This is a genomic window from Bacillus tianshenii (assembly GCA_020524525.2).
Taxonomy (GTDB): domain Bacteria; phylum Bacillota; class Bacilli; order Bacillales; family Bacillaceae_N; genus Bacillus_AV.
Map to the genome: position 1 here is coordinate 1,388,550 of CP129018.1, position 19,836 is coordinate 1,408,385.

At 39.0% G+C, this 19,836-nt stretch carries 19 protein-coding genes; 7 read left to right on the forward strand and 12 right to left on the reverse strand.

The genetic code is table 11. The annotated features are described in order from the left end of the window. Positions 1-11: 11 nt before the first annotated feature. From LC040_07010 to LC040_07020, 3 genes are all read right to left on the reverse strand, one after another. A complete protein-coding gene (locus tag LC040_07010) occupies positions 12-773 on the reverse strand; it encodes a glucose 1-dehydrogenase (protein ID WLR52634.1) in 762 nt (253 codons plus the stop codon). Positions 774-815: 42 nt separating this feature from the next. After that, entirely contained in the window at positions 816-2,339 is a 1,524-nt protein-coding gene (locus tag LC040_07015) for a long-chain-fatty-acid--CoA ligase (protein WLR53222.1), read from the reverse strand. Positions 2,340-2,719: 380 nt separating this feature from the next. Beyond that, positions 2,720-4,186 (reverse strand): sigma 54-interacting transcriptional regulator, encoded by a 1,467-nt coding sequence (locus tag LC040_07020; protein ID WLR52635.1) that lies wholly within the window; start codon positions 4,184-4,186, stop codon positions 2,720-2,722. Positions 4,187-4,344: 158 nt separating this feature from the next. Between LC040_07020 and LC040_07025 the strand changes: the two genes are divergently transcribed. Genes LC040_07025 through LC040_07035 form a run of 3 tightly spaced genes read left to right on the forward strand, consistent with a single transcriptional unit; the run spans position 4,345 to position 7,359 of the window. After that, the gene (locus LC040_07025; protein WLR52636.1) at positions 4,345-5,538 is read left to right on the forward strand and encodes an acyl-CoA dehydrogenase family protein; all 1,194 of its coding nucleotides are present in this window, start codon (positions 4,345-4,347) and stop codon (positions 5,536-5,538) included. Further along, positions 5,535-6,593, forward strand: a complete 1,059-nt coding sequence (locus LC040_07030; GenBank protein WLR52637.1) for a phosphotransferase family protein — start codon at positions 5,535-5,537, stop codon at positions 6,591-6,593. The genes LC040_07025 and LC040_07030 overlap by 4 nt, the downstream gene beginning before the upstream one ends. 16 nt (positions 6,594-6,609) lie before the next feature. Next, complete coding sequence (locus LC040_07035) at positions 6,610-7,359, forward strand: 2-phosphosulfolactate phosphatase (GenBank protein ID WLR52638.1); 750 nt, start codon at positions 6,610-6,612, stop codon at positions 7,357-7,359. Between the two features lie 49 nt (positions 7,360-7,408). On the opposite strand, the gene LC040_07040 is transcribed toward LC040_07035, so the two are convergent. The 6 genes from LC040_07040 to LC040_07065 form a co-directional block, all read right to left on the reverse strand. Next, positions 7,409-8,953 carry an AMP-binding protein gene (locus LC040_07040; protein WLR52639.1) on the reverse strand — a complete coding sequence of 515 codons (1,545 nt, stop codon included), beginning with the start codon at positions 8,951-8,953 and terminating at the stop codon, positions 7,409-7,411. Between the two features lie 74 nt (positions 8,954-9,027). After that, a complete protein-coding gene (locus LC040_07045; GenBank protein WLR52640.1) occupies positions 9,028-10,017 on the reverse strand; it encodes a hypothetical protein in 990 nt (329 codons plus the stop codon). Between the two features lie 166 nt (positions 10,018-10,183). Then, positions 10,184-11,269 (reverse strand): FAD-dependent oxidoreductase, encoded by a 1,086-nt coding sequence (locus LC040_07050; GenBank protein ID WLR52641.1) that lies wholly within the window; start codon positions 11,267-11,269, stop codon positions 10,184-10,186. Positions 11,270-11,395: 126 nt separating this feature from the next. After that, the gene (locus tag LC040_07055; GenBank protein ID WLR52642.1) at positions 11,396-11,968 is read right to left on the reverse strand and encodes a DUF2179 domain-containing protein; all 573 of its coding nucleotides are present in this window, start codon (positions 11,966-11,968) and stop codon (positions 11,396-11,398) included. Positions 11,969-12,193: 225 nt separating this feature from the next. Beyond that, positions 12,194-12,901, reverse strand: a complete 708-nt coding sequence (locus LC040_07060; protein WLR52643.1) for a lactate utilization protein C — start codon at positions 12,899-12,901, stop codon at positions 12,194-12,196. Next, the gene (locus tag LC040_07065) at positions 12,898-14,322 is read right to left on the reverse strand and encodes a LutB/LldF family L-lactate oxidation iron-sulfur protein (GenBank protein ID WLR52644.1); all 1,425 of its coding nucleotides are present in this window, start codon (positions 14,320-14,322) and stop codon (positions 12,898-12,900) included. Before LC040_07065 ends, LC040_07060 begins: the two co-directional genes overlap by 4 nt. A 217-nt stretch (positions 14,323-14,539) precedes the next feature. Here LC040_07065 and LC040_07070 point away from each other — a divergent pair, with 217 nt between their 5' ends. The 4 genes from LC040_07070 to mgsA all read left to right on the forward strand — a co-directional run bounded on the left by LC040_07070 (position 14,540) and on the right by mgsA (position 17,044). Further along, complete coding sequence (locus LC040_07070; GenBank protein ID WLR52645.1) at positions 14,540-14,836, forward strand: hypothetical protein; 297 nt, start codon at positions 14,540-14,542, stop codon at positions 14,834-14,836. A 180-nt stretch (positions 14,837-15,016) separates the two neighbouring features. After that, positions 15,017-15,685: a protoglobin domain-containing protein gene (locus LC040_07075; protein ID WLR52646.1), complete on the forward strand. Its 669-nt coding sequence runs from the start codon at positions 15,017-15,019 to the stop codon at positions 15,683-15,685. A 106-nt stretch (positions 15,686-15,791) separates the two neighbouring features. Then, on the forward strand, positions 15,792-16,613 hold the full coding sequence (locus LC040_07080) for a serine protease (protein WLR52647.1): 822 nt from the start codon (positions 15,792-15,794) through the stop codon (positions 16,611-16,613). Between the two features lie 26 nt (positions 16,614-16,639). Continuing rightward, a complete protein-coding gene (mgsA, locus tag LC040_07085) occupies positions 16,640-17,044 on the forward strand; it encodes a methylglyoxal synthase (protein ID WLR52648.1) in 405 nt (134 codons plus the stop codon). Between the two features lie 39 nt (positions 17,045-17,083). On the opposite strand, the gene LC040_07090 is transcribed toward mgsA, so the two are convergent. From LC040_07090 to LC040_07100, 3 genes are all read right to left on the reverse strand, one after another. Beyond that, on the reverse strand, positions 17,084-17,983 hold the full coding sequence (locus tag LC040_07090; protein WLR52649.1) for a DUF3794 domain-containing protein: 900 nt from the start codon (positions 17,981-17,983) through the stop codon (positions 17,084-17,086). Between the two features lie 141 nt (positions 17,984-18,124). After that, a complete protein-coding gene (nfsA, locus tag LC040_07095; protein WLR52650.1) occupies positions 18,125-18,874 on the reverse strand; it encodes an oxygen-insensitive NADPH nitroreductase in 750 nt (249 codons plus the stop codon). 129 nt (positions 18,875-19,003) lie between these two features. Then, a complete protein-coding gene (locus LC040_07100; GenBank protein ID WLR52651.1) occupies positions 19,004-19,792 on the reverse strand; it encodes an ABC transporter ATP-binding protein in 789 nt (262 codons plus the stop codon). Positions 19,793-19,836 lie beyond the last annotated feature (44 nt).

Here is a 19,836-nt window from a genome sequence, read left to right on the forward strand (position 1 = left end):
ATTAAATGTATTTATTTTGCAGTCCATCCGCCGTCGACATACAACACTTGACCAGTAATATAACTAGAAGCCTCTGATGCTAGAAATACAACAGGGCCTGCCAAATCATTTAGTTCTCCAACACGCTTAAGCATTGTATGATTAACAATCTGCTCATAACGCTCTGCATCAGACAGCCATGCTTCTGTCATCGGTGTTTTAATATAAGCAGGACCAATGGCATTTACGGTAATACCACTTTCCGCTAGTTCATCCGCCCATACTTTTGTGAGCTGGTTAATGCCCCCTTTGCTTGCTGCATAGCTTGTCTGCATGCTCATCCCAATCCCTCCAAGAATTGAGGAAATATTAATGATGTTTCCGTTTCCTTGTTTATGCATTTGCTTTGCGGCTGCCTGTCCGACAAGGAAAATTCCTTTAAGGTTTGTCGTAAGGACGCGATCCCAATCCTCTTCCTCCACCTCTAATAGAGGCTTTCGAATGTTCATCCCAGCATTGTTTACAAGAATATCTAGCGAACCGAAATGGTTAACAATATTGCTGATTAGCTCTTGAACTTGCGTCTTATTCGTTACATCTACTTGAAACCCCTTAGCATGGATGCCTGCTTTCGTTAACTCTTCTTCTGCTTTTTCAAGTGCGTCTCTTCCACGGCTAGCAATCGCAACGTTTGCTCCGCTTTCACCTAAAGCTTGTGCCATGCCAAGTCCGATTCCTTTGCTGCCACCTGTAACGAGTGCTGTTTTCCCTGTTAAATCAAATAATGCTTTCATCTTCTCACCCACCTATGTTTAAATATTCAGAAAATTAATTATCTAAGCCGTATAGTTTGACTGATGCATCCTGCTTAATCTCGCTTTTAAAATCTTTCCGCCTGGATTGCGTGGAAGTTTATCGATAAATTCAATATGCTTTGGCACTTTATAATCCGCAATTCGTTCTTTAACATATTGTTTAAGTTCTTCGATTTCTACTTTCTTCTCTGGTTTTTTAACGATAAACGCTTTTACTTGTTCACCAAACATTTCGTCTGGCACTCCGACAACTGCTGCTTCTAATACAGCCTCATGCTCATACAGTACATTTTCGACTTCAACGGAATAAATATTTTCTCCGGCGCGATTTATCATATCCTTCTTTCGGTCCATAATGTAGACAAATCGTTCGTCGTCAATCAGTGCCATGTCTCCAGATTTCCAATATCCATCTTCAAACGCTTTCTTATTCGCTTCTTCGTTATCCCAGTACCCTTCAACGACCATTGGACCTTTAATGTATAGTTCACCAATTTGATTAGGAGGAAGCTCTTCGCCATCGTCAGATACGATCTTCATATCTGCTACAGGTACCGGCTGTCCAACTGAAGATAACTTAGAATCATCATATGTGACAGGCATAATCGTTGCTGGTGAGGACGTTTCAGTTGCACCATAAGCATTGTGAAGGTGAACACCAGGAAATGCTTTTCGAAGCTGTTCGATTGTTTCTTGTGACATCGGGGCACCGCCATAAGCAATTACTTTTACAGATGGATAGGTATGCTTTTGAAAAAGAGGATGAGACATGACCATGATATAAATAGTTGGTACGTTAAATAAAAAGGTGATTTTTTCATCGTGCATCGTACGAATAAATGGTTCTGTCTGAAAACGTTCGAGCAAAACGGACGTGCCGCCGATTAGCACCATAAAAAACATTTGACCGATAAGGCCTGTGACATGGAATAACGGAACAGCAATAAGGGTACGTGTTTTCTCTTGCGGTTTAAGCACTTCCCTATAATTCATTGCACTGTGGATTATACCCGCATGACTTCCAATGGCTCCTTTTGGCGTGCCAGTCGTCCCAGAGGTAAACATAATAAATAACGGGTCTGTTTCAAATATTTCGACCTTCTTCAGTTCATATGGTGTGCTGTACAGTTGAAGCAGTTTTTGAAGCGTCATTTCTTCTACTTTTTCATTTTGCTTTGAGAGATAAATAAAGTGACATTCGTTTTCTAAATTTAATTGATTGATTGTCTCACTTGAATCGGTGCTTGCTACTAATAACTTTGTAGTGGAATGGTTTAGCATAAAAGATAGCTCTTTCTCAGATAAACGTGTATTGAGGGGAACAACAATCGCTCCTAATCGTGCACAAGCAAAAACGAATTGAATAAACTCAGGGCAGTTATGCAGCAATAGAGCCACACGGTCGCCTTTCTTTATGCCATAGTGCTGTGATAATGTACCAGCGAGGTGATGAACGGTTTCTCCTATTTGTTGATAGGTTTGCCGAAAGCTTCCCATAACAATGGCTTCTCTGTTTGGATGTTTCATAATGGCATTATCTAACATTTCGTTCACGTTTCGTGGTCTTTCCTTGAAAGTCTTTACATTTCTATCAAAAAGCATGTCATTGACGATCACTCGTTTCACCTTCTTTTTTAAATCTTTGTCTATATCTAATGCAAGTTGTGTGCCAAATTAAAAGAAGAATATAAAAAAATGCGTTTTAGAAGACTTCCAAACAACAAAACAATCATTTTAACAGTAGAAATGTTATTATTTTTCTTTTTAAATTTATTATGTAAGCGATTCCAAAACGAATCACTGATTCAGATTGTAATCGCTTACATTGATTCGATTTGGAATCATACGAGAGATATTTCTTATTTCTCTGTTTACACTGACAATCGCATAAAAAAGAGTAAGCACGAAATGTACCTACTCATCTTCTACAAATTATATCGTTTCATTTTCTTAACGAGTGATGATTGACTGATTCCAAGTGCTTGAGCTGCTTTTCGTGTTGTCTTATGTTTTGTTATCTGCTCAGCAATAAGGGTTTTTTCGTATTCTGAAACTTTATCCTTCAAATCAATAGACGCATTTTCACCTTCTTTTTGCTGTTGCTTCTTACACATAGGCAGCATCGTCTCTGGTAAATCAAAGACCTGTAGCTCTTCATGATCAGTTGTTACGACTATTCTTTCAATTAAGTTTTCCATTTCACGAATGTTTCCGGGCCATTTATATTGTTCCATCGCATAAATAACTTCAGGGTTGAAGTGTTTTTCAAACTGATATCGTTCGTTCACTTTATTCAAAAAATAATAGGCCAGCGGTGCAATATCAGCTTTTCGTTCGCGCAGCGGAGGAATTGTGATCGGTACAATATTTAAGCGGTAAAATAAATCCTTTCGGAAATCTCCTGCTTCAATCATTTTATGGAGGTCTCGGTTTGTAGCTGAAATAACGCGGATATCAACTTTCTTGGCTTTTGAACCCCCTACTCTTACAACCTCGAATTCTTGCAGTACACGAAGAAGCTTCACTTGCAGTTCAAGCGGGACTTCCCCAATTTCATCTAAAAAGATCGTACCGCCATCAGCCTTTTCAAAAAGTCCAGCTTTCCCATTACGGTCAGCGCCTGTAAATGCGCCTTTTTCATACCCAAACAGTTCCGATTCAAGCAGCTGTGGTGGAATTGCACCACAATTTACTTTTATATATGGTTTATCTGTACGAGGACTGTTTGTATGAATCATATTTGCAAACACTTCTTTTCCAACACCAGATTCTCCAAGCAACAGTACGGTTGAATCAACTTGTGAAACCTTTTGCGCTAGCCCGATTGCCTTCATCGTTTGCTTGCTTTGTGCAATCACGCCATCACGGAGCATATTCATCCGGTCTTGGCGCTTAACTTCATTCATTTCGTCAAGAATTTGTTTCATATATTTTCTCGATTCTCTTAATTCAAGCTTTAATCGATTTAGTTCTGAAAGGTCACGTACGTTTGTAATCACATGCGTAATTTCCTTATTATCATTAAAAAGCGGATTCCCTGTTACGAGGACTTCCTTCTCTCTCACTCGTTGCACAATGGTAACTGCTTTTCTTTCCCTTAACACTTTAAATGTCACAGATTCAGAAACGATCCCTTTCTCAACAATCTCTTTCATATTTTTCCCGAGCAACTCTTGCGCTTTTACCCCTGTAATACGCGTATAGGCATCATTCACTTTTAACCCGTTTCCTTTGGCGTCTGCTACATAGATTCCGTCGTAACTAGAGTCAATAATTGAATCGAGCAGCCTGTTCATTTGACTCATCTTTTCATAGTCATCGCTTTTTTCAAAATATGTACCGATGGGTTCAAGTATCCCTGTATCAATAGGCTGTGCTAAGGAATGACGCAAGCTTGTGACCTCCTTTTGATTAACAACGTTTTTATTATAAGTATATTATTAAATATTTTTGCTACTTTTGTCAAAATTCTAAAAATTTATCCATAGTCCTTTTCTTGGTATGGAACTTGCATGATAAACAAGTAACTATTTCAAAGGGGTTGAATGAATTGTTTGATTTTAAGCCGACAGAAGAACAACAAGAAATGATTGATAAAGCGAATGCGTTCATGAAAGAATACGTCTATCCAAATGAAAAACATATGGTCCCGCACCGGGGGCTGCCGGAAGACATTTTGAAGCCACTTCAAGAAAAGGTAAAGGAAATGGGGCTATGGGCAGGGCATCTTCCTAAAGATGTCGGCGGTATGGGAACTGGATTTTTAACGCTTGGTCTTCTTTCTGAAATTATCGGAAAAAGCCCAATTGCGCCATATATATTCGGTTCGATGGCGCCTGATGCTGGTAATGGTGAAATTCTTGTCCATGCTGCAACAGAAGAACAGCGGGAAAAATATTTAGTTCCGCTCGCAAACGGCGAGGTCCGCTCTTGCTTTGCAATGACTGAGCCTGAAGTGTCTGGCTCTGACCCACGCTTACTGCAGGCAACGGCTGAAGAAGATGACGATGGCTGGGTTATCAATGCTCATAAGTGGTTTACAACAGGTGCAATTGGTTCTTCGTTTTCAATTGTAGTCGCTGTAACAGACCCTGATGCAGAGCCGCATAAGAAAACAAGCTTATTTATTGTTGATCATGATAATCCTGGTTTTGAAATTGTAAGAGAAGTACCGGTGATTGGGGATCATTTTGCTGGCGGGCATTGCGAAGTTCGCTATACAAATTGCCGCGTACCAAAAGATGCATTGCTCGGTGAACGGGGTGAAGGGTTCAAACTGGCACAGCTGCGCCTCGGACCTGGAAGAATCACACATGCGATGCGCTGGCTTGGTGTCTGCCACCGCAGTATGGAACTAATGATGGATTACGCCCTTAAGCGTGAGACGAGAGGCAAGAAATTAATTGATTTCCAAAGCATTCAAAACTTCATTGCAGATTCAGCTGCAGAAATCCAAGCTGCACGTTTGATGACCTTGCATGCAGCGTGGCAAATGGACCAAGGAGAGCAGGCTCGTAAAGATATTTCTTTAATCAAATTTTACGGAGCGAATGTTTTGCATAACGTGATCGACCGTGCTATTCAGGTGCATGGCGCATTAGGAGTTACTGGTGACACACCACTAGAAGGCTTTTACCGTGAAGCACGTACCGCTCGGATCTACGACGGCCCTGATGAAGTCCATCGTTATGTAGTAGCCCGGTCATTAAAGAAGGCATTCGAACGAGGAGAGGAATTATATTGAGTATCCAATTACAAGTGAAAGCACCAAGTGAACGAGAAATCCAATGGGAGCTTGTTGCAAAGAAAATTGCAGATAATTTCCCAGAATTAGATGCACGTTCAATGAAGGTGAAACAATTTACAGCTGGTTATTCGAACTTAACCTACTTGCTTCAATTTCCGAACAAGGAAATGGTGCTTCGCCGCCCGCCATTCGGTGAAATTCCACCGAAAGCCCATAATATGGAGCGTGAATATCGGATATTAGAAAAGATTCACCCTTATTTCCCACAAGCTCCAGCACCTTATTTATATGTAGAAGATGACAAACTGATGGATAAACACTTTTATGTGATGGAGAAGAAAGAAGGCATTGTGCTTGATGATCACATTCCAGCTGAAGCAACAAAGCAAGGGCAAGTCGGTGAAAAAGCTTCAACTGCCATGATTAAAACCATTACGCAGCTGCACAGCATTGATATTAAACAAACAGGATTAATTGAGTTAGGCCGTCCTGATGGTTATTTAAAACGTCAAGTAGAAGGATGGATTCGTCGGTATGAGCGCTCAAAGGTTGAGGAGCATCCATATGTTGAACAACTTATTCCGTGGTTCCTAGAACATCTTCCAGCAGAATCCCCTGCTCCAACTGTTGTTCACAATGATTTGAAGCTAAATAATATGATGCTTCATCACCAAGATCTAAGTGATGCGGTAGCCGTTTTTGATTGGGAATTATGCTCTGTCGGTGATCCATTGTCTGATTTAGCTAGTTCAGTAGCTTATTGGACTGAACAAGGCGACAAAGAGACAGGATTAACTTCTGTCACACACCATAATGGATTCATGTCTAGACGTGAATTTGTCGAGCGTTATGCAAATGAAACGAATCGAAACGTCGATCAATTTGATTACTACTTATCCTTTGCTTTCTTTAAAATTGCCGTTATCCTTCAGCAAATTTACTACCGCTGGAAAAAAGGCGAAATTAACGATGACCGCTTTTCTAATTTAAATATTGGAATATCGAATTTGATCGAACAATCGCACCGAGCAAAGGAAAGACAAATAATATGATAAAAGAGTGGAATTAATGCAAAAAATACATGTATTAATGCGGAAAGAGGAAATTGACCCTACAAAGCTTTGTAATTGCGCGGTTATCGTCATAGACTCATTATTAGCAACATCAACAATTTGCATGCTGCTGCAGCACGGAGCTAAATCCGTGCTCCCTGTCTCATCTCCACAGCACGCATTAACGAAAGCTGAAACGCTTAAGGAAGAAAGCTATATCCTTGCTGGTGAAAAATATGGCTATGATCTTGCTGGCTTTAGAAGACCTGATCCTTTGCAGTTAATTAAACTCGGGTTAGATGATAAGCAGGTCATTTTATCAACGACAAACGGTACAGTCGCCTTAAATAATTGTGCAAATGCACATACTGTGTATACAGCTTCGATTTTGAACACGAAGGCAGTTGCTAAAGAAATTACGAGGCTTCATTCCAAGCGTTCTGTGCTTATCGTTTGTGCAGGAAACCATGGGCGATTTTCAATGGAGGACTTTTTAACAGCTGGCTCTCTTCTTCAACATCTGTCTATGTCTCCACAATGGGAAGAATGGGAGCTTTCTGATGGTTCGCAAGCGGCGTTAACAATGTTTGAAGAAACTTCGCCCGCAAAAAAAGAACGTTTATTTTTAACTTCTGAAACAGGGTTGTTTTTAACTGAGGTGGGATATGAATGGACACTTCGTTATTTAGTTGAAGGCCACCAGTATAACATTGCTCCAATCTTATGTGGTGAACAGCTTACTCACCCCTCAAAAGCTTCAATATAGATCAAAGAAAGCTGACACATTCGGCGTGATTGTGTCAGCTTTCTTTGATTTACGTTGTCGTGAGTAATTGATGCTTCTGAATTTTACCGACAGAAGTTCGTGGGAATTCGTCAACAAATTGGACTTCTTCAGGTACTTTAAACGATGCTAATCTTTCCTTACAATAGCTGATTACTTCTTCTTCTGATAAATCCGCATCTTCTTTTTGAATAATAAAAGCTTTAATAGCAACGTCTCTCATTTCGTCTGGAACCCCAATAACAGCACTATCTGAAATATGTGGATGTTCATTTAAAATGTCTTCAATTTCACTTGTCGCAATATTTTCACCAGCACGCTTCACCATATCCTTCATTCGGTCTACAAAGTAAAAACAACCGTCATCACCAATGCGGGCATTATCACCTGTATAAAGCCATTCATCTTGAAGCGATGCTTTTGTTTTCTCTTCGTTTTCAAAGTATCCCTTCATTAACGTCCGGCCAGGAATACCTTTGACAATGATTTGCCCGACTTCACCATTTTCAACCTCTTTTCCATCCTCATCAACCAGCTTTACTTCATAACCGATTCCCGGCTTACCAATACTCATATTCGTTCGTACACCGTCTAATGGATTCATTAATGGTGTTCCAATTGTTTCTGTCATTCCATAAATCTGTAATAAACCTACCTCATATGTTTGTTCAAACTGTTCTAACTGCTCTGCCGTAACCGATTGGGCAAAAATGATTGTCTTTAACTTATGATTATACGTTTTTCCTTCGCCACTACGTAAAATCATTTTAATCGGAGCGGCAAATAAAGAGCCGATGGTTGCTTTAAAGGACTCAGCCTGCTCAAAATAACGAGAAGCACTGAATTTTTCCGTTAAAGCAATGCTGCCACCAACCGTTAACAGCGGCATTGTTAAATAGTATTGGCCATTTCCATGAAACATCGGCAAAACAATTAACCCGCGGTCATCGCTTCTCATCTTAAGTGTTTGTGACATATATTCACCAGCATAAATATAGTTCGCATGTGTTACTAAGACACCTTTCGGCTTTGAAGTTGTGCCTGATGTATATAAAATAGCCGCCACATCATCACTCGTTACATTGTTCGTTTCAACTGAAAGCACTTCAGCAGAATCTAACAACCTCTGTAAATCCTTATCTTCATATTCTCTCCCTTCGCACCTTGACAAAAGGACTTCTAAGTTTCGTTCACTTACGATCTCTGTAAATTTATCCAAATATGCTTCTTCAGTTATAATCAACTTTGAGTTTGAGTGTGAAATCAAATAATCCATTTCTGATTTTGGCGAGAGAATATTCGTCGGCACCATGACTGCACCCATACTTGTAATCGCAAACCATGCATACATAAAATCTAATGAATTTGGCAGGTGAAGAAGCACCTTATCACCTTTTCGGATTCCTTTGCTACATAAGACATTGATCAGTTTTTTTACGGTTTGGTCAAACTCCTCATAGCTGACAGAATAGCTTCCACCATTCGCATCTTCAAACAGCAAAAATGTTTTATTGCCATTTTGCTTCACTTGCTCCTGCAATAACGAGGGGATGGTACGCATACCAATTGCATCCATTGGAACTCCTCCTTCATGGTTTTACTTTAAATAGATGCAAGAATCATGCCAAAATCGGGGTTTGACATATTAATTTATATAAGTAGCAACACCATTACTACTAAATAGCTCCCTACAATTCCAAATGAAGGAACGAGGTACGAAAACGTATTCTGTGCTTGCTTACGTTTAATAATAGCCATCACAATAAGAGTTAACACACACCCTAATATAGCTAATAATAGGAGCTCACCACTTGCCGCCTTCCATATGCTTTCTTTACGATAGAAAAGATCCCCTATTGAAATAATTGATATATTAAACGCGTTGCTCCCTAATATCGCCCCTACAGCCATATTGACATTTGCTAGCTTAAGAGCTGCATAGACACCCATGGCATCAGGTACTGATGTAGCAATCGCCACTAAAATGCTACCAATAATTGTGGCACTTATACCTGTCGTTTTGGCCAGTTCATCTCCTGAAATAGACAAAGCGCTTCCCGAGATAAAAATGAGAATTGAAAAAGCAAAAAAGCGTATCATTAACTGTGCCATTGCAAGGTTTTGCGCCTTATTATTGTTTACCTCGTTTTCATTTTCACTTTTCTTTATCTGTAATTTAGAAATAAACCACATTCCACCAATATAAATAAAAAATAAAACAATGCTGGTTGCACTAATTCCCCACTTAAGCACCGCATTGTCAAATACTATCCCTAAACTAGAAGTTAGAAATAAGAGCAGCACAATAATAGTTGTATAAAAATGCTGATGTGTAAGATTTAAAAAAAGACGTTTCTTTCGAAAATGTATATCGAGTAAAAATAAGAAAAAGAAATTAAATAAAATACTGCCTAACCCATTCCCAATTACAATATCCGCACTCCCGATTATACTTGCAGATACCGTAGTAGTCAGCTCAGGCAATGAGGTAGCAACAGCTAACAGAATTGTTCCTATTAAAAATCCGCCTATATTTGTCTTTTTGCTGATTATATCTGCATACGTAGATAGTTGAATCGCAGAAAGAATCGCTATTAACCCTGAAACAATAAAAATGAAAGCTAATGCAAATACATTCATACATAAGGCCACCCTTAAATCTAAATTCTGTTCCAACAAATCGATAATTGTTTTTATCCCTATTGTGCCTTCCCTATCTTCTGCATTTAAAAACGCACTTGAAATTTCCCACTCTATACAAAAAGACTTCACCTAGTTAAAGATGAAGTCTTTTTAATAGACTTTATTATTGATACTTATCAATAAAGCTGCGGTCAAGCTTGTCCTTAAGGTACCAGGCCCATCTGCTAAAAAATACGTGTCCATTAAAGAAGAACATTCCTTGCTTATCTCCAGCGGATAATAGGGAAGCACGCTTTTCTATAGGCTCAAATAATTCGCCTTCTCCTGTGTTAAAGTAGCCTACTAAATTCTTATAAAGAACTGGTCCCTCTTTATCTGATACGCGTTTGTTCTTTTGTACGATAGGTTCACTATTTATTGTCACGCAGTCCCCTGCACCGAAAATTGATGGATACTTTTTTAATTGCAATGTCTTTTCGACTAGTAAAAAGCCTTTTTCATCGACAGGCAGCTTAGCAAGCTTGAATAAATCTGGAGCTTTCGGTTCTGTTAACCACAATAGGTTATCAAATGGGACTGTTTCGTTAGTGGATGTTTCAAGAGATTGAGGCTTCACTTTCGTAACCTTTGTATTGCTCTTGATGTTAACCCCTTTCTTTCTAACGAATGCTTCAATTTTTTCACATGTTTTGGTCTTCTTATTCGCTATTAAATGACTTGAGTATATGTATGTAACAGGAGTATTAATATGTTGTTTTCTCCTCCATGCTTGAAGTGAAAGACTCAGTTCAGCGCTAGATAATCCCTCTCCAACTACTACAAGCTTTTCCTCGTTTCTTACCTGTTCAATAGCATCAATCGCTTTGTAATTCGGTCGAATTGTCTCAGAATTTTGTGCAACTCCTGGAATGTTAAAACCTTCCGTTAAAGCACCAATATTAAAGGAAATGACATCATAAGAGAGAACTTCCCCTTGTTCTGTTAAAATGACTTTGCCATTTGGGTCAAGAGAGAGAACTGAACCCTCTTTCCATTGGACTCCTGCAGCATCTGCTAAATGTTTTAAATCAATACGAATTTCTTCTTTACTGTATAATCCTTCTGCAAACCCTGGGAACATATTAGAATGATATTGATAGCGATCAGAAGAAATGAATGTTATCTCAACATCATTTAGTTTCTTTTGCTGTAATTGTTTTAACACAAATAGATGGGCACTCCCCCCACCAACTAACACTAATTTTTTCAATGTCATCCTCCAATCCAGCTCTATTTATTTGCTCATTGTAACATTTTCACGTTTTCTCATCCTTAGTAGTTCTTTTAGGGCATGTTTATTCATTTAAAAAACGAAAGACCATTGAAGGTCCTTCGTTTAACTGTTTGCACTTGCTTCTTGTTCTTTTCGCTTTTTCTTTTTCATGAAAAGTTCACGACGTTTTTTCATTGCTTTTGTAATATAACCGCCTTTAAAGTTACGAGGTTCATAGGAAGCAACAAAGGCACTTGGCTCGTATTCACTTATTAATCGATAGAACTCTTTTTCACGATCTCTTCGTGCGGTACAATCTAAGCGATAACGCATAGAGTTCATACCTTCCACTTCACTTGTTGAAACACTAAAGCCCACTTCTCTTAAGCGGTTAATCAATGCTGTATTCTTCTCTGGAATGTTCGCTTCAATTGTCATATAACCAATCGCAAGCTTTTCTTCTAGCACACCACCAATATAAACGCCTGTCCCAAAACCTAATGCATATGCGACCATGTTCATGTAATTAGACAAATCACTAAATACAAGACCTAAAGCACCAACATATATGATTCCTTCTAACATTCCCATCGCAGAAGCTTGTGTTTTCATTCCCTTAACCGCAAGAATAGTTCTTAGCGTCAAAACAGGTACGAAAAACAGCTGTGCTATGAAAATGATGATTGCGTTCAACATCACCCATCCGCCCTTTCAATCATACTGATGCCTAGTGTACCAGAAATTGAGATGGGAGATAACCAATAAAGTCCAATTTACTCATTTCTACGCTTTCGACTAGCTATTAAAATAAACAGATTATTTATTTTTATACAAACCCATTTCTATAAATCTCGTATTTATCGGAACTAAATACATCATAATGTATAATTATTAAATTTTATCGCTTTATATATTTTTCTTTCATTGATCATTAATTACAATGTAGGTTGCCTTTATCGGTCCATGTACACCGACGACTAAGTTCATTTCAATATCTCCGCTGTTACTTGGACCAGAAATAAACTTCATACATGAAGGAACTTCTCCTGTTTGCTGGAACTTTTCGTGTATAGCATCAGTGACTTGCGTTAAGCGCGGGACGATTTTGCTTTTTGGAATGATTGCAATATAAGCAGTTGGCAGTAAACTAACAGAGCGTCCTTGTTCAGCTGAGCTTGTTAACACAACCGTGCCGCTTTCAGCAAGAGCATAATCACAAAATGTGATGCCAATATCCGCATTTTGAGTGATTCTCACATTCTCTTCTCCCAAGCTTGCGTTCCATGTATGCCAGTGATGTTTATTAAGTACCCCGGTCGTTTCATATTCCTCAAACCGCGGGTCGTCCCATGTTACGATGGAAAGATTATCAAACGAACCAATGGCTGCTTCCAAAGTATCTGAAAGGTTGTCTGTCGTTGTTTCCAGTAAAGGTGTATTGACCTTGGCAGCTTCTGCTTTCAATAATTCAACAAGCTCCTCTTGTGTTGCCTCTTGCAAAATTTTATATTGCGGCTTAAGTCCCCAGTTTGGTCGTTTTACTTCCTGCTTTAGCTCTGTTCGGCCTAATTGTTTGCTTAAATGTTTTAGAAAGCTGTCTCTATTTCTTACTTCTCCTTGTCCTCTCAAGACTTTGAACCTCCTTTGTCACGGTTTTTGAACCAATCTCTAAAGCGGTTTTTTGATGGAGCCGGGAAGTCTCTTTCATTTGTCCATTCTTTCAATAGGAAAGGCCCACTTGTTATTTTATCTTCTTTTGTAAATGGCTTTAACAGATGTGGCGCTGCTTTTGTACTTGCGTTATACATCGCTGGTGAGGAAGTTGCCATTTGAAATGCTTTCATTGTAAGCTTTTCGGCACTTGGTGTGTTTCCTTCCTGTACAATGTTTTGACGATGTTTTAATAACAGCTCATGAAGCGGAATCTTTACTGGACAAGCATCCGTACACGCTGAGCAGAGTGTTGACGCATATGGTAATTCTTTATAATCTTCATAACCACCGAGGACAGGTGAAATAACAGCACCGATCGGACCTGAATAAATTGAACCGTACGCATGACCTCCTAGATGGCGATAAACTGGGCAGACATTTAAGCATGCGGAACAACGAATACAGTGCAGTGCCGATTGAAACTCTGTCCCAAGCATTTTAGAACGCCCATTATCGACGATAACTAAATGAAAATCCTCAGGACCATCTCCTTCATCTTCCGTTCTTGGTCCTGTTAAGGTTGTCACATAGGTGGAGATTTTTTGACCAACAGCACTTCTAGCAAGCATACTGATCAAAATATCAAACTCTTGCCACGTTGGTACAATTCGTTCCATTCCCATAACCGCAATTTGGGTGTTCGGATACGTTGTTACCATTTCGGCATTTCCTTCATTTGTAACAAGTGAAATTGTACCGGACTCTGCGATTGCGAAGTTGCATCCTGTAATTCCAATATCAGCTGAAAGAAACTCGTCGCGTAATTGCTCTCTTGCAAACAATGTCATTTCCTCAGGCTTAGATGTATTCGTGTACCCCCGTTTTTCTTTAAAAACCTCTCGAATTTGATCGCGGTTTTTATGGAGGGCAGGTGCTAGAAAATGTGATGGCGGGTCTTCCGCTAATTGAATAATGTATTCACCTAAATCTGTTTCAATTACGTCACAGCCTGATCCTTCTAATGCTTTATTTAATCCAATTTCTTCGGTAACCATTGATTTTGATTTTACAATCTTTTTTGCCTTCTTTTTCTTTGCAATGCTTGTGATATATTCGTTCGCTTCCTCTGGCGTTTGAGCAAAGATTACGTGGCCACCTTGTTTTGTTACGTTTTCACTTAATTCGTGTAAGTATGTATCTAAATGATCAATGGTATGTTTTCGAATTGATGCTGATAATTCTCGCCACTCCTCCCAGTTTCCCAATTCTTCAATTGTTTTTTCACGTACGCCTGTAAGTCGGCTTTGTGCTGTTGAAACTGCCTCACGCATAAATGAATCTGCTAAACTTTTGGATACCCTCTCATTAAAAAGGTCCTCTCCAATTTTCATGCTCACATCTAAAACCCCCTGTTGATCATCTGATGAATTGAAAATAGCTCCTCTATAAAAAGAAGAGCCCGTGCACTTTTTCTTTAGATTGATAATTTTCTGTTAATTTTAGCGAAAAAGTATTTTACATGCAACCTCTATCTTTTAATCGAGCATTGTGACGAGAACCTCCCTGCCGTTATAATAAATGAATAGTCGTTTCCTAAAGGAGAGTTGATTTGAGATGAATAAGAAAGAATTAGAAGACCAAATTATCCAAAACTATCAACGTGATGAACATATGATGATCCTCGTCTTTGCACAGTGGTGTGTAAATCATGACCTAGACCCTGAAGAATTATATCAGAAGGCTTACCCTAACCAAGCCGCAAACCCTGCCCTGAAGCAGACATTAGAATTAACCGTACCAAAGCATGAGTCAGAAGAAATCCCACATAGTACACTACTTGGCGTGTTATCATTGTTTGGAAATGATGATCTTGCGTTTGTTGTAACTGAGGAAATCAATAAATTATCGTAGCAAACAAGCCGACCATCCAAATGAAGGTCGGCTTGCTTAATGGAGGAAACTTCATAAAATTGCAACTTATTTATAACAAAATGGTTTTTGTTCGATTATAATGGAGATACATATTAATTCTTTAGACCTAGTTCTAATTACTTATTTTTACAAAAAACAACTTCTGGAAAGGTGATTAACATGGCAATCCACATCAACGGGCATTGGAAAGAGATGATCGAGTATATCGGGCTTGAAGAAAAACACCTCACATTGTTGAATAACTATCAGTCCTATATCGAGTCAAAAACACAACAGGTTATCGTTCGTTTCTATAATCGAATGGCTGCAGTACCGAAATTGGCTGAAATCGCTGAGACAAACTCCACTTTCCAGCGTCTTGTACAAACACAGGTTGACTATTTCAAGCACTTGTTCACTGATACAATTGATGATGCGTACATCCATTATGTCACACGAATAGGAGCTGCCCATGCAAGAATTGGCCTTGAACCTGATTGGTATATGGGTGGTGTTACGGTTTATTTAGATGAAATGATGGCATTGTGCAGTGATCTTGAAGATGGACTGCCTCTCTATCACGCTTTTACCAAAAGACTTTTATTTGATACGAAAATTGCCTTGCTTGCCTATGATCGTTTAAAGGAAAATCATGAATACAAAGATAAAATCATTATTCATTCGAATGAAATGCTTCATAATTTAACACTGCTTTCAGAGGTAGCAGCGACCCATTCATCAGAAAGCACCAACCTTAACCAAACTTATGCTTCTAACGCGAAGGAAATTGACTTTTTAGCACAAGAGTTGTTGCGAATTGCCCAAGAATTACATGAAGAGGCTCAATAAATCTATCAAAACGTTCCAGGCGATATTCGCTGGAACGTTTTTGTTGTTCTAGAGGGGCTCCATTCTGCTACAATAAATATGGATAATGATTCAAAGGAGCCATTGAATGAACGAAGAAGAAAAAGAAAAATTTTCAGAGCATTTAAATGACTTGAAGCGAAATGAACCAGATTTATACGAAGACCCTGAAGAGATTGAAAAATATTTTAACCAAAAAGAAGAACCGTTAAAAAAAGAAAAGCAACCACCATCTAAATTAAAAAAGAGCATGCTTATAATCGTGGCGTTGTTCTTAATCATTAGTACTGCAGGAACACTTCTCAACGTTCTCAACCTGCCTGCTCTTGAATTTTTATCGAAATCCTCAAACCTTTCTCAAGAAGAGAAGATTCAAACATATAAAAAAAGCGTCGTTATGATTCAGTCGGAAAACCGAAACGGTACAGGCTTTAATATTTCAAGCGAAGGATTAATTGTAACGAATTATCATATTGTTCGCGACAACGGAAAAAGCGTAATTAGTTTTCCGGATGGAACGGTGCTAGAAGCAAAAGTACTGCATACATCAAAGAGTAAAGATTTGGCACTATTATCTGTTAATTCTGATAAGCCTCTTCCACATTTAGATGTGAAGGCAAATGAAACGTGGCAAATGAATGACCCTATTTATGTGATTGGTAATCCACTTTCTTATAATCAAGTTGCAATTGAAGGCACAATTGTCGGCGAAAAAAATAAAACAAACATGTCTGCTATGCTAATTGATGCCCCTATCCACAGCGGAAACAGCGGCAGTCCAGTCATCGATGAAAAGGGGAAAGTAATTGGCATTATTTATGCAAAAGGTTCTGTTGCCTTAAACGAGGAATCAAAAAAGGTTGGATTCGCGATACCAGCAGAAGAAATTTCAAACTTACTTAATGAATGAGTTATTTCCAAGGAGGTTGAACAACGTTGAGAATTGCCTTAATCGCTCATGATAAGAAGAAAAAAGAGATGGTACAATTCACGACAGCTTATAAAGATATTTTAGACGGTCATGAACTTCATGCTACTGGTACAACTGGGCAAAAGATTATCGAAGCAACTGATTTAAAGGTGAAACGATTTCAATCTGGCCCGCTTGGAGGTGACCAAGAGATCGGTGCGCTAATCGCACAAAATAAAATGGATATGGTTATCTTTTTTCGAGATCCTCTTACTGCGCAGCCACATGAACCAGACGTAACGGCTTTATTGCGCCTTTGTGATGTACATGCAATTCCACTTGCTACGAACATGGGAACAGCTGAAATTCTAATCCGTGGATTAGAACGCGGGGATTTAAAGTGGCGTTCCATCATTCACGAAAAGGAATAAGACGTAGAAAACGAGGCGATATTTCCGCCTCGTTTTTGTTTAATATTTGTGTTTATCATAGTGGTCATCTTTGTCATAGTCACAATGATGATGGTGTCCTTTTTCATCGATATACACCTGCTGTTTTTGTAAGACTTTCAGTGTTAACTCAACGACCATTTTTTCTTCTACTTTTGTAAATGTGCCCTCTTCAAACGGACCGTCTACCCAATTTCCACTGCCATCTTGAACACGGCCCATTTTACGGTCAAGTGCTTCATCATATTCAATAAAGTTGCTGTGAAGCAGTTCACAGTAAGGTAACTCGTTGAATGTTTCCCCACTGATTTGGTCAAATTGTGAAAGGTCGCCTGATAATAATTGATCTTTATCCGAGAACCCTTGTGGTAACTTATGCGTTCTAAAGTACGTGAAGTCGCGACGGTCAGGATTTTTCTCAAATTGAGGAGGGTTAATATAATCTATCTCAGTCACTGTGCTAAACGGGAGGTCTATTGTTAAAGAACGAATGTTTGAAACAACAGAGTTTCTGTCTGAATATTTTGGTGTTGCATATTGGATGTTTTTACGAACAAAGCCTTTAATAAACAGCTTATTCGTTGGCAGTAACAAACGGCATTGCGTTACCTTTAAGTTCTTCTTCACTTCTTTAATTTCTAAGACAGGCTCTGGAAACTTAATTGTCGCATCCATATCTATTTGTACCTTTGTTTCACTTAAGACGACAGGCACTTTCACATAAGCTTTTTTAATAGCTTTTGGATGCACGTTTTTATTTGTAGAAGAAGGCACGACCGCATTTTTGTGACGCTTTACAGATTTTTTCTTTTCTTGCTTCGGCTCATGATGCTTTTCTTGGTGATGATGCTGTGGGTAAAGAGGTGTTGACGGTTTGCCTTCACTTCCATATTTCCCCTTGTGATGGTGGTGTGAGGACATGGTGTTCATCCTTTCTCTGATTTGTTTTGCTACAGTACATTGTATGTTTGTAGTACAAATCCGGATGGACAACTATCTTATGGCTATCGCCTTTTTTTAAACGAAACACCAGTGCAGAAATAAGCCGCACTGGTGTATTGTCTATCTTAAATTAAAGCCTTGCTTTTCAATGAATTCTTTCATATATTTACGCTTATTATTGCTAAGTAATGTCATTATTAAGTCTGTCCAGCTGTCCTCTCGTTTACCGTCTGTTCGTTCTTTATAATATTCTTTTATTACACGGTCATATGTAGAAAGCTGGTCTTTCATACGTTCTAAATCAGTGTTATACGTATTTTCATGATAGATAAGTTCAAGTGGTAATCTTGGTTTCAGGTCTGGGTCATGATCAGGAGTACCAACGGTCAGCCCGAATAAGGGAATAACTCGCTTAGGTGTTTCTAAGATTTGTTGAACCCCATCTAAATCATTGCGAATACCGCCAATATAACAAGCGCCAAGTCCCATCGATTCTGCAGCAAGCACAGCATTTTGGGCGGCAAGTGCTGCATCAATAAGAGCGACCATGAATAACTCCGTGCTTTCAAGTGATTCGTCAATTTGTTCACCTTTCCATTGAGCTATTTGCTCATGGCGATATAAATCAGCACAAAATACAAATAAGTGACCACTTTTGGCTACATAGGGCTGGTTCCCAGCTAATTGTGCCAAGGCGTCTTTTTTCTGTTGATCAGTGACACCTATAATGGAATAGGATTGAATATAACTTGAAGTTGCTGCTGATTGAGCTGAACGGACAATTGTTTCAACCTGTTCAGACGTTAATCGTTCATCTTTAAACTTGCGAACAGAACGGTGACTTTGAATCGTATTGATTGTTTGATTCATCGAACTCCTCCTTATCCAATATGTATGGTTCCTTTTCTATCATATTGGAATGGCAAAAGAAAATAAAATGTTCTGCTGTTACATAAAGAAAACGCACAGCTGAAATGAATGGCTGTGCGCTTAATATCTTTACACCCATCGTTTTTTCCGCCGATAGGATTTTACTTCACGATAGTTTTTACGACCTTCATCACTCATGCCTAAGTAATGTTCTTGCACTTCTTTGTTTTCAAGTAATTCGGAAACAGGTGCTTCCATTACCGTTCGGCCGTCTTCTACAATATACCCGTAGTCTGAAATTGAAAGAGCGACATTGGCATTTTGCTCAACAACAAGAATAGACGTTCCTTCCTCCTCGTTAATTTGTTTTATATTTTGAAAAATCTCTTTTACAAGTAAAGGTGCAATCCCAAGTGAAGGTTCATCTAGCAAAAGCAGCTTTGGTTTTGCCATAATTCCTCTACCAATTGCAAGCATCTGTTGTTCACCGCCAGAGAGAAGACCTGCATGGCGTGAGCGGAGCATCTTTAACTTCGGAAAGTAGTGATAGACTCGTTCCATGTCTTCTTTTAAATGATGACGGTCCTTTCGTGAATGTGCTCCTGCAATGAGGTTTTCTTCAACCGTTAAATGCTTGAATACACGGCGGCCTTCCATGCTTTGAAAGATGCCTTTCTTTACAATTGCATCCGCACTTATACCGGTAATTTCCTCATCATTATACGTAATCGAGCCCTTCGTCACTTGGCCGCCATCTCCTCCAAGCAGACCAGAAATTGCTTTAAGTGTTGTAGACTTGCCTGCCCCATTACTTCCAAGCAGGGCAACAATTTTACCAGGCGGTACTTCTAATGACATCCCTTTTAGAACAAGAATCATTTTAGAATAGACAACTTCAATATTATTAACCCGAAGCATTCTTTATCCTCCCCTTATTAGTGTGAGAGAAAAAGGAGGCCGAA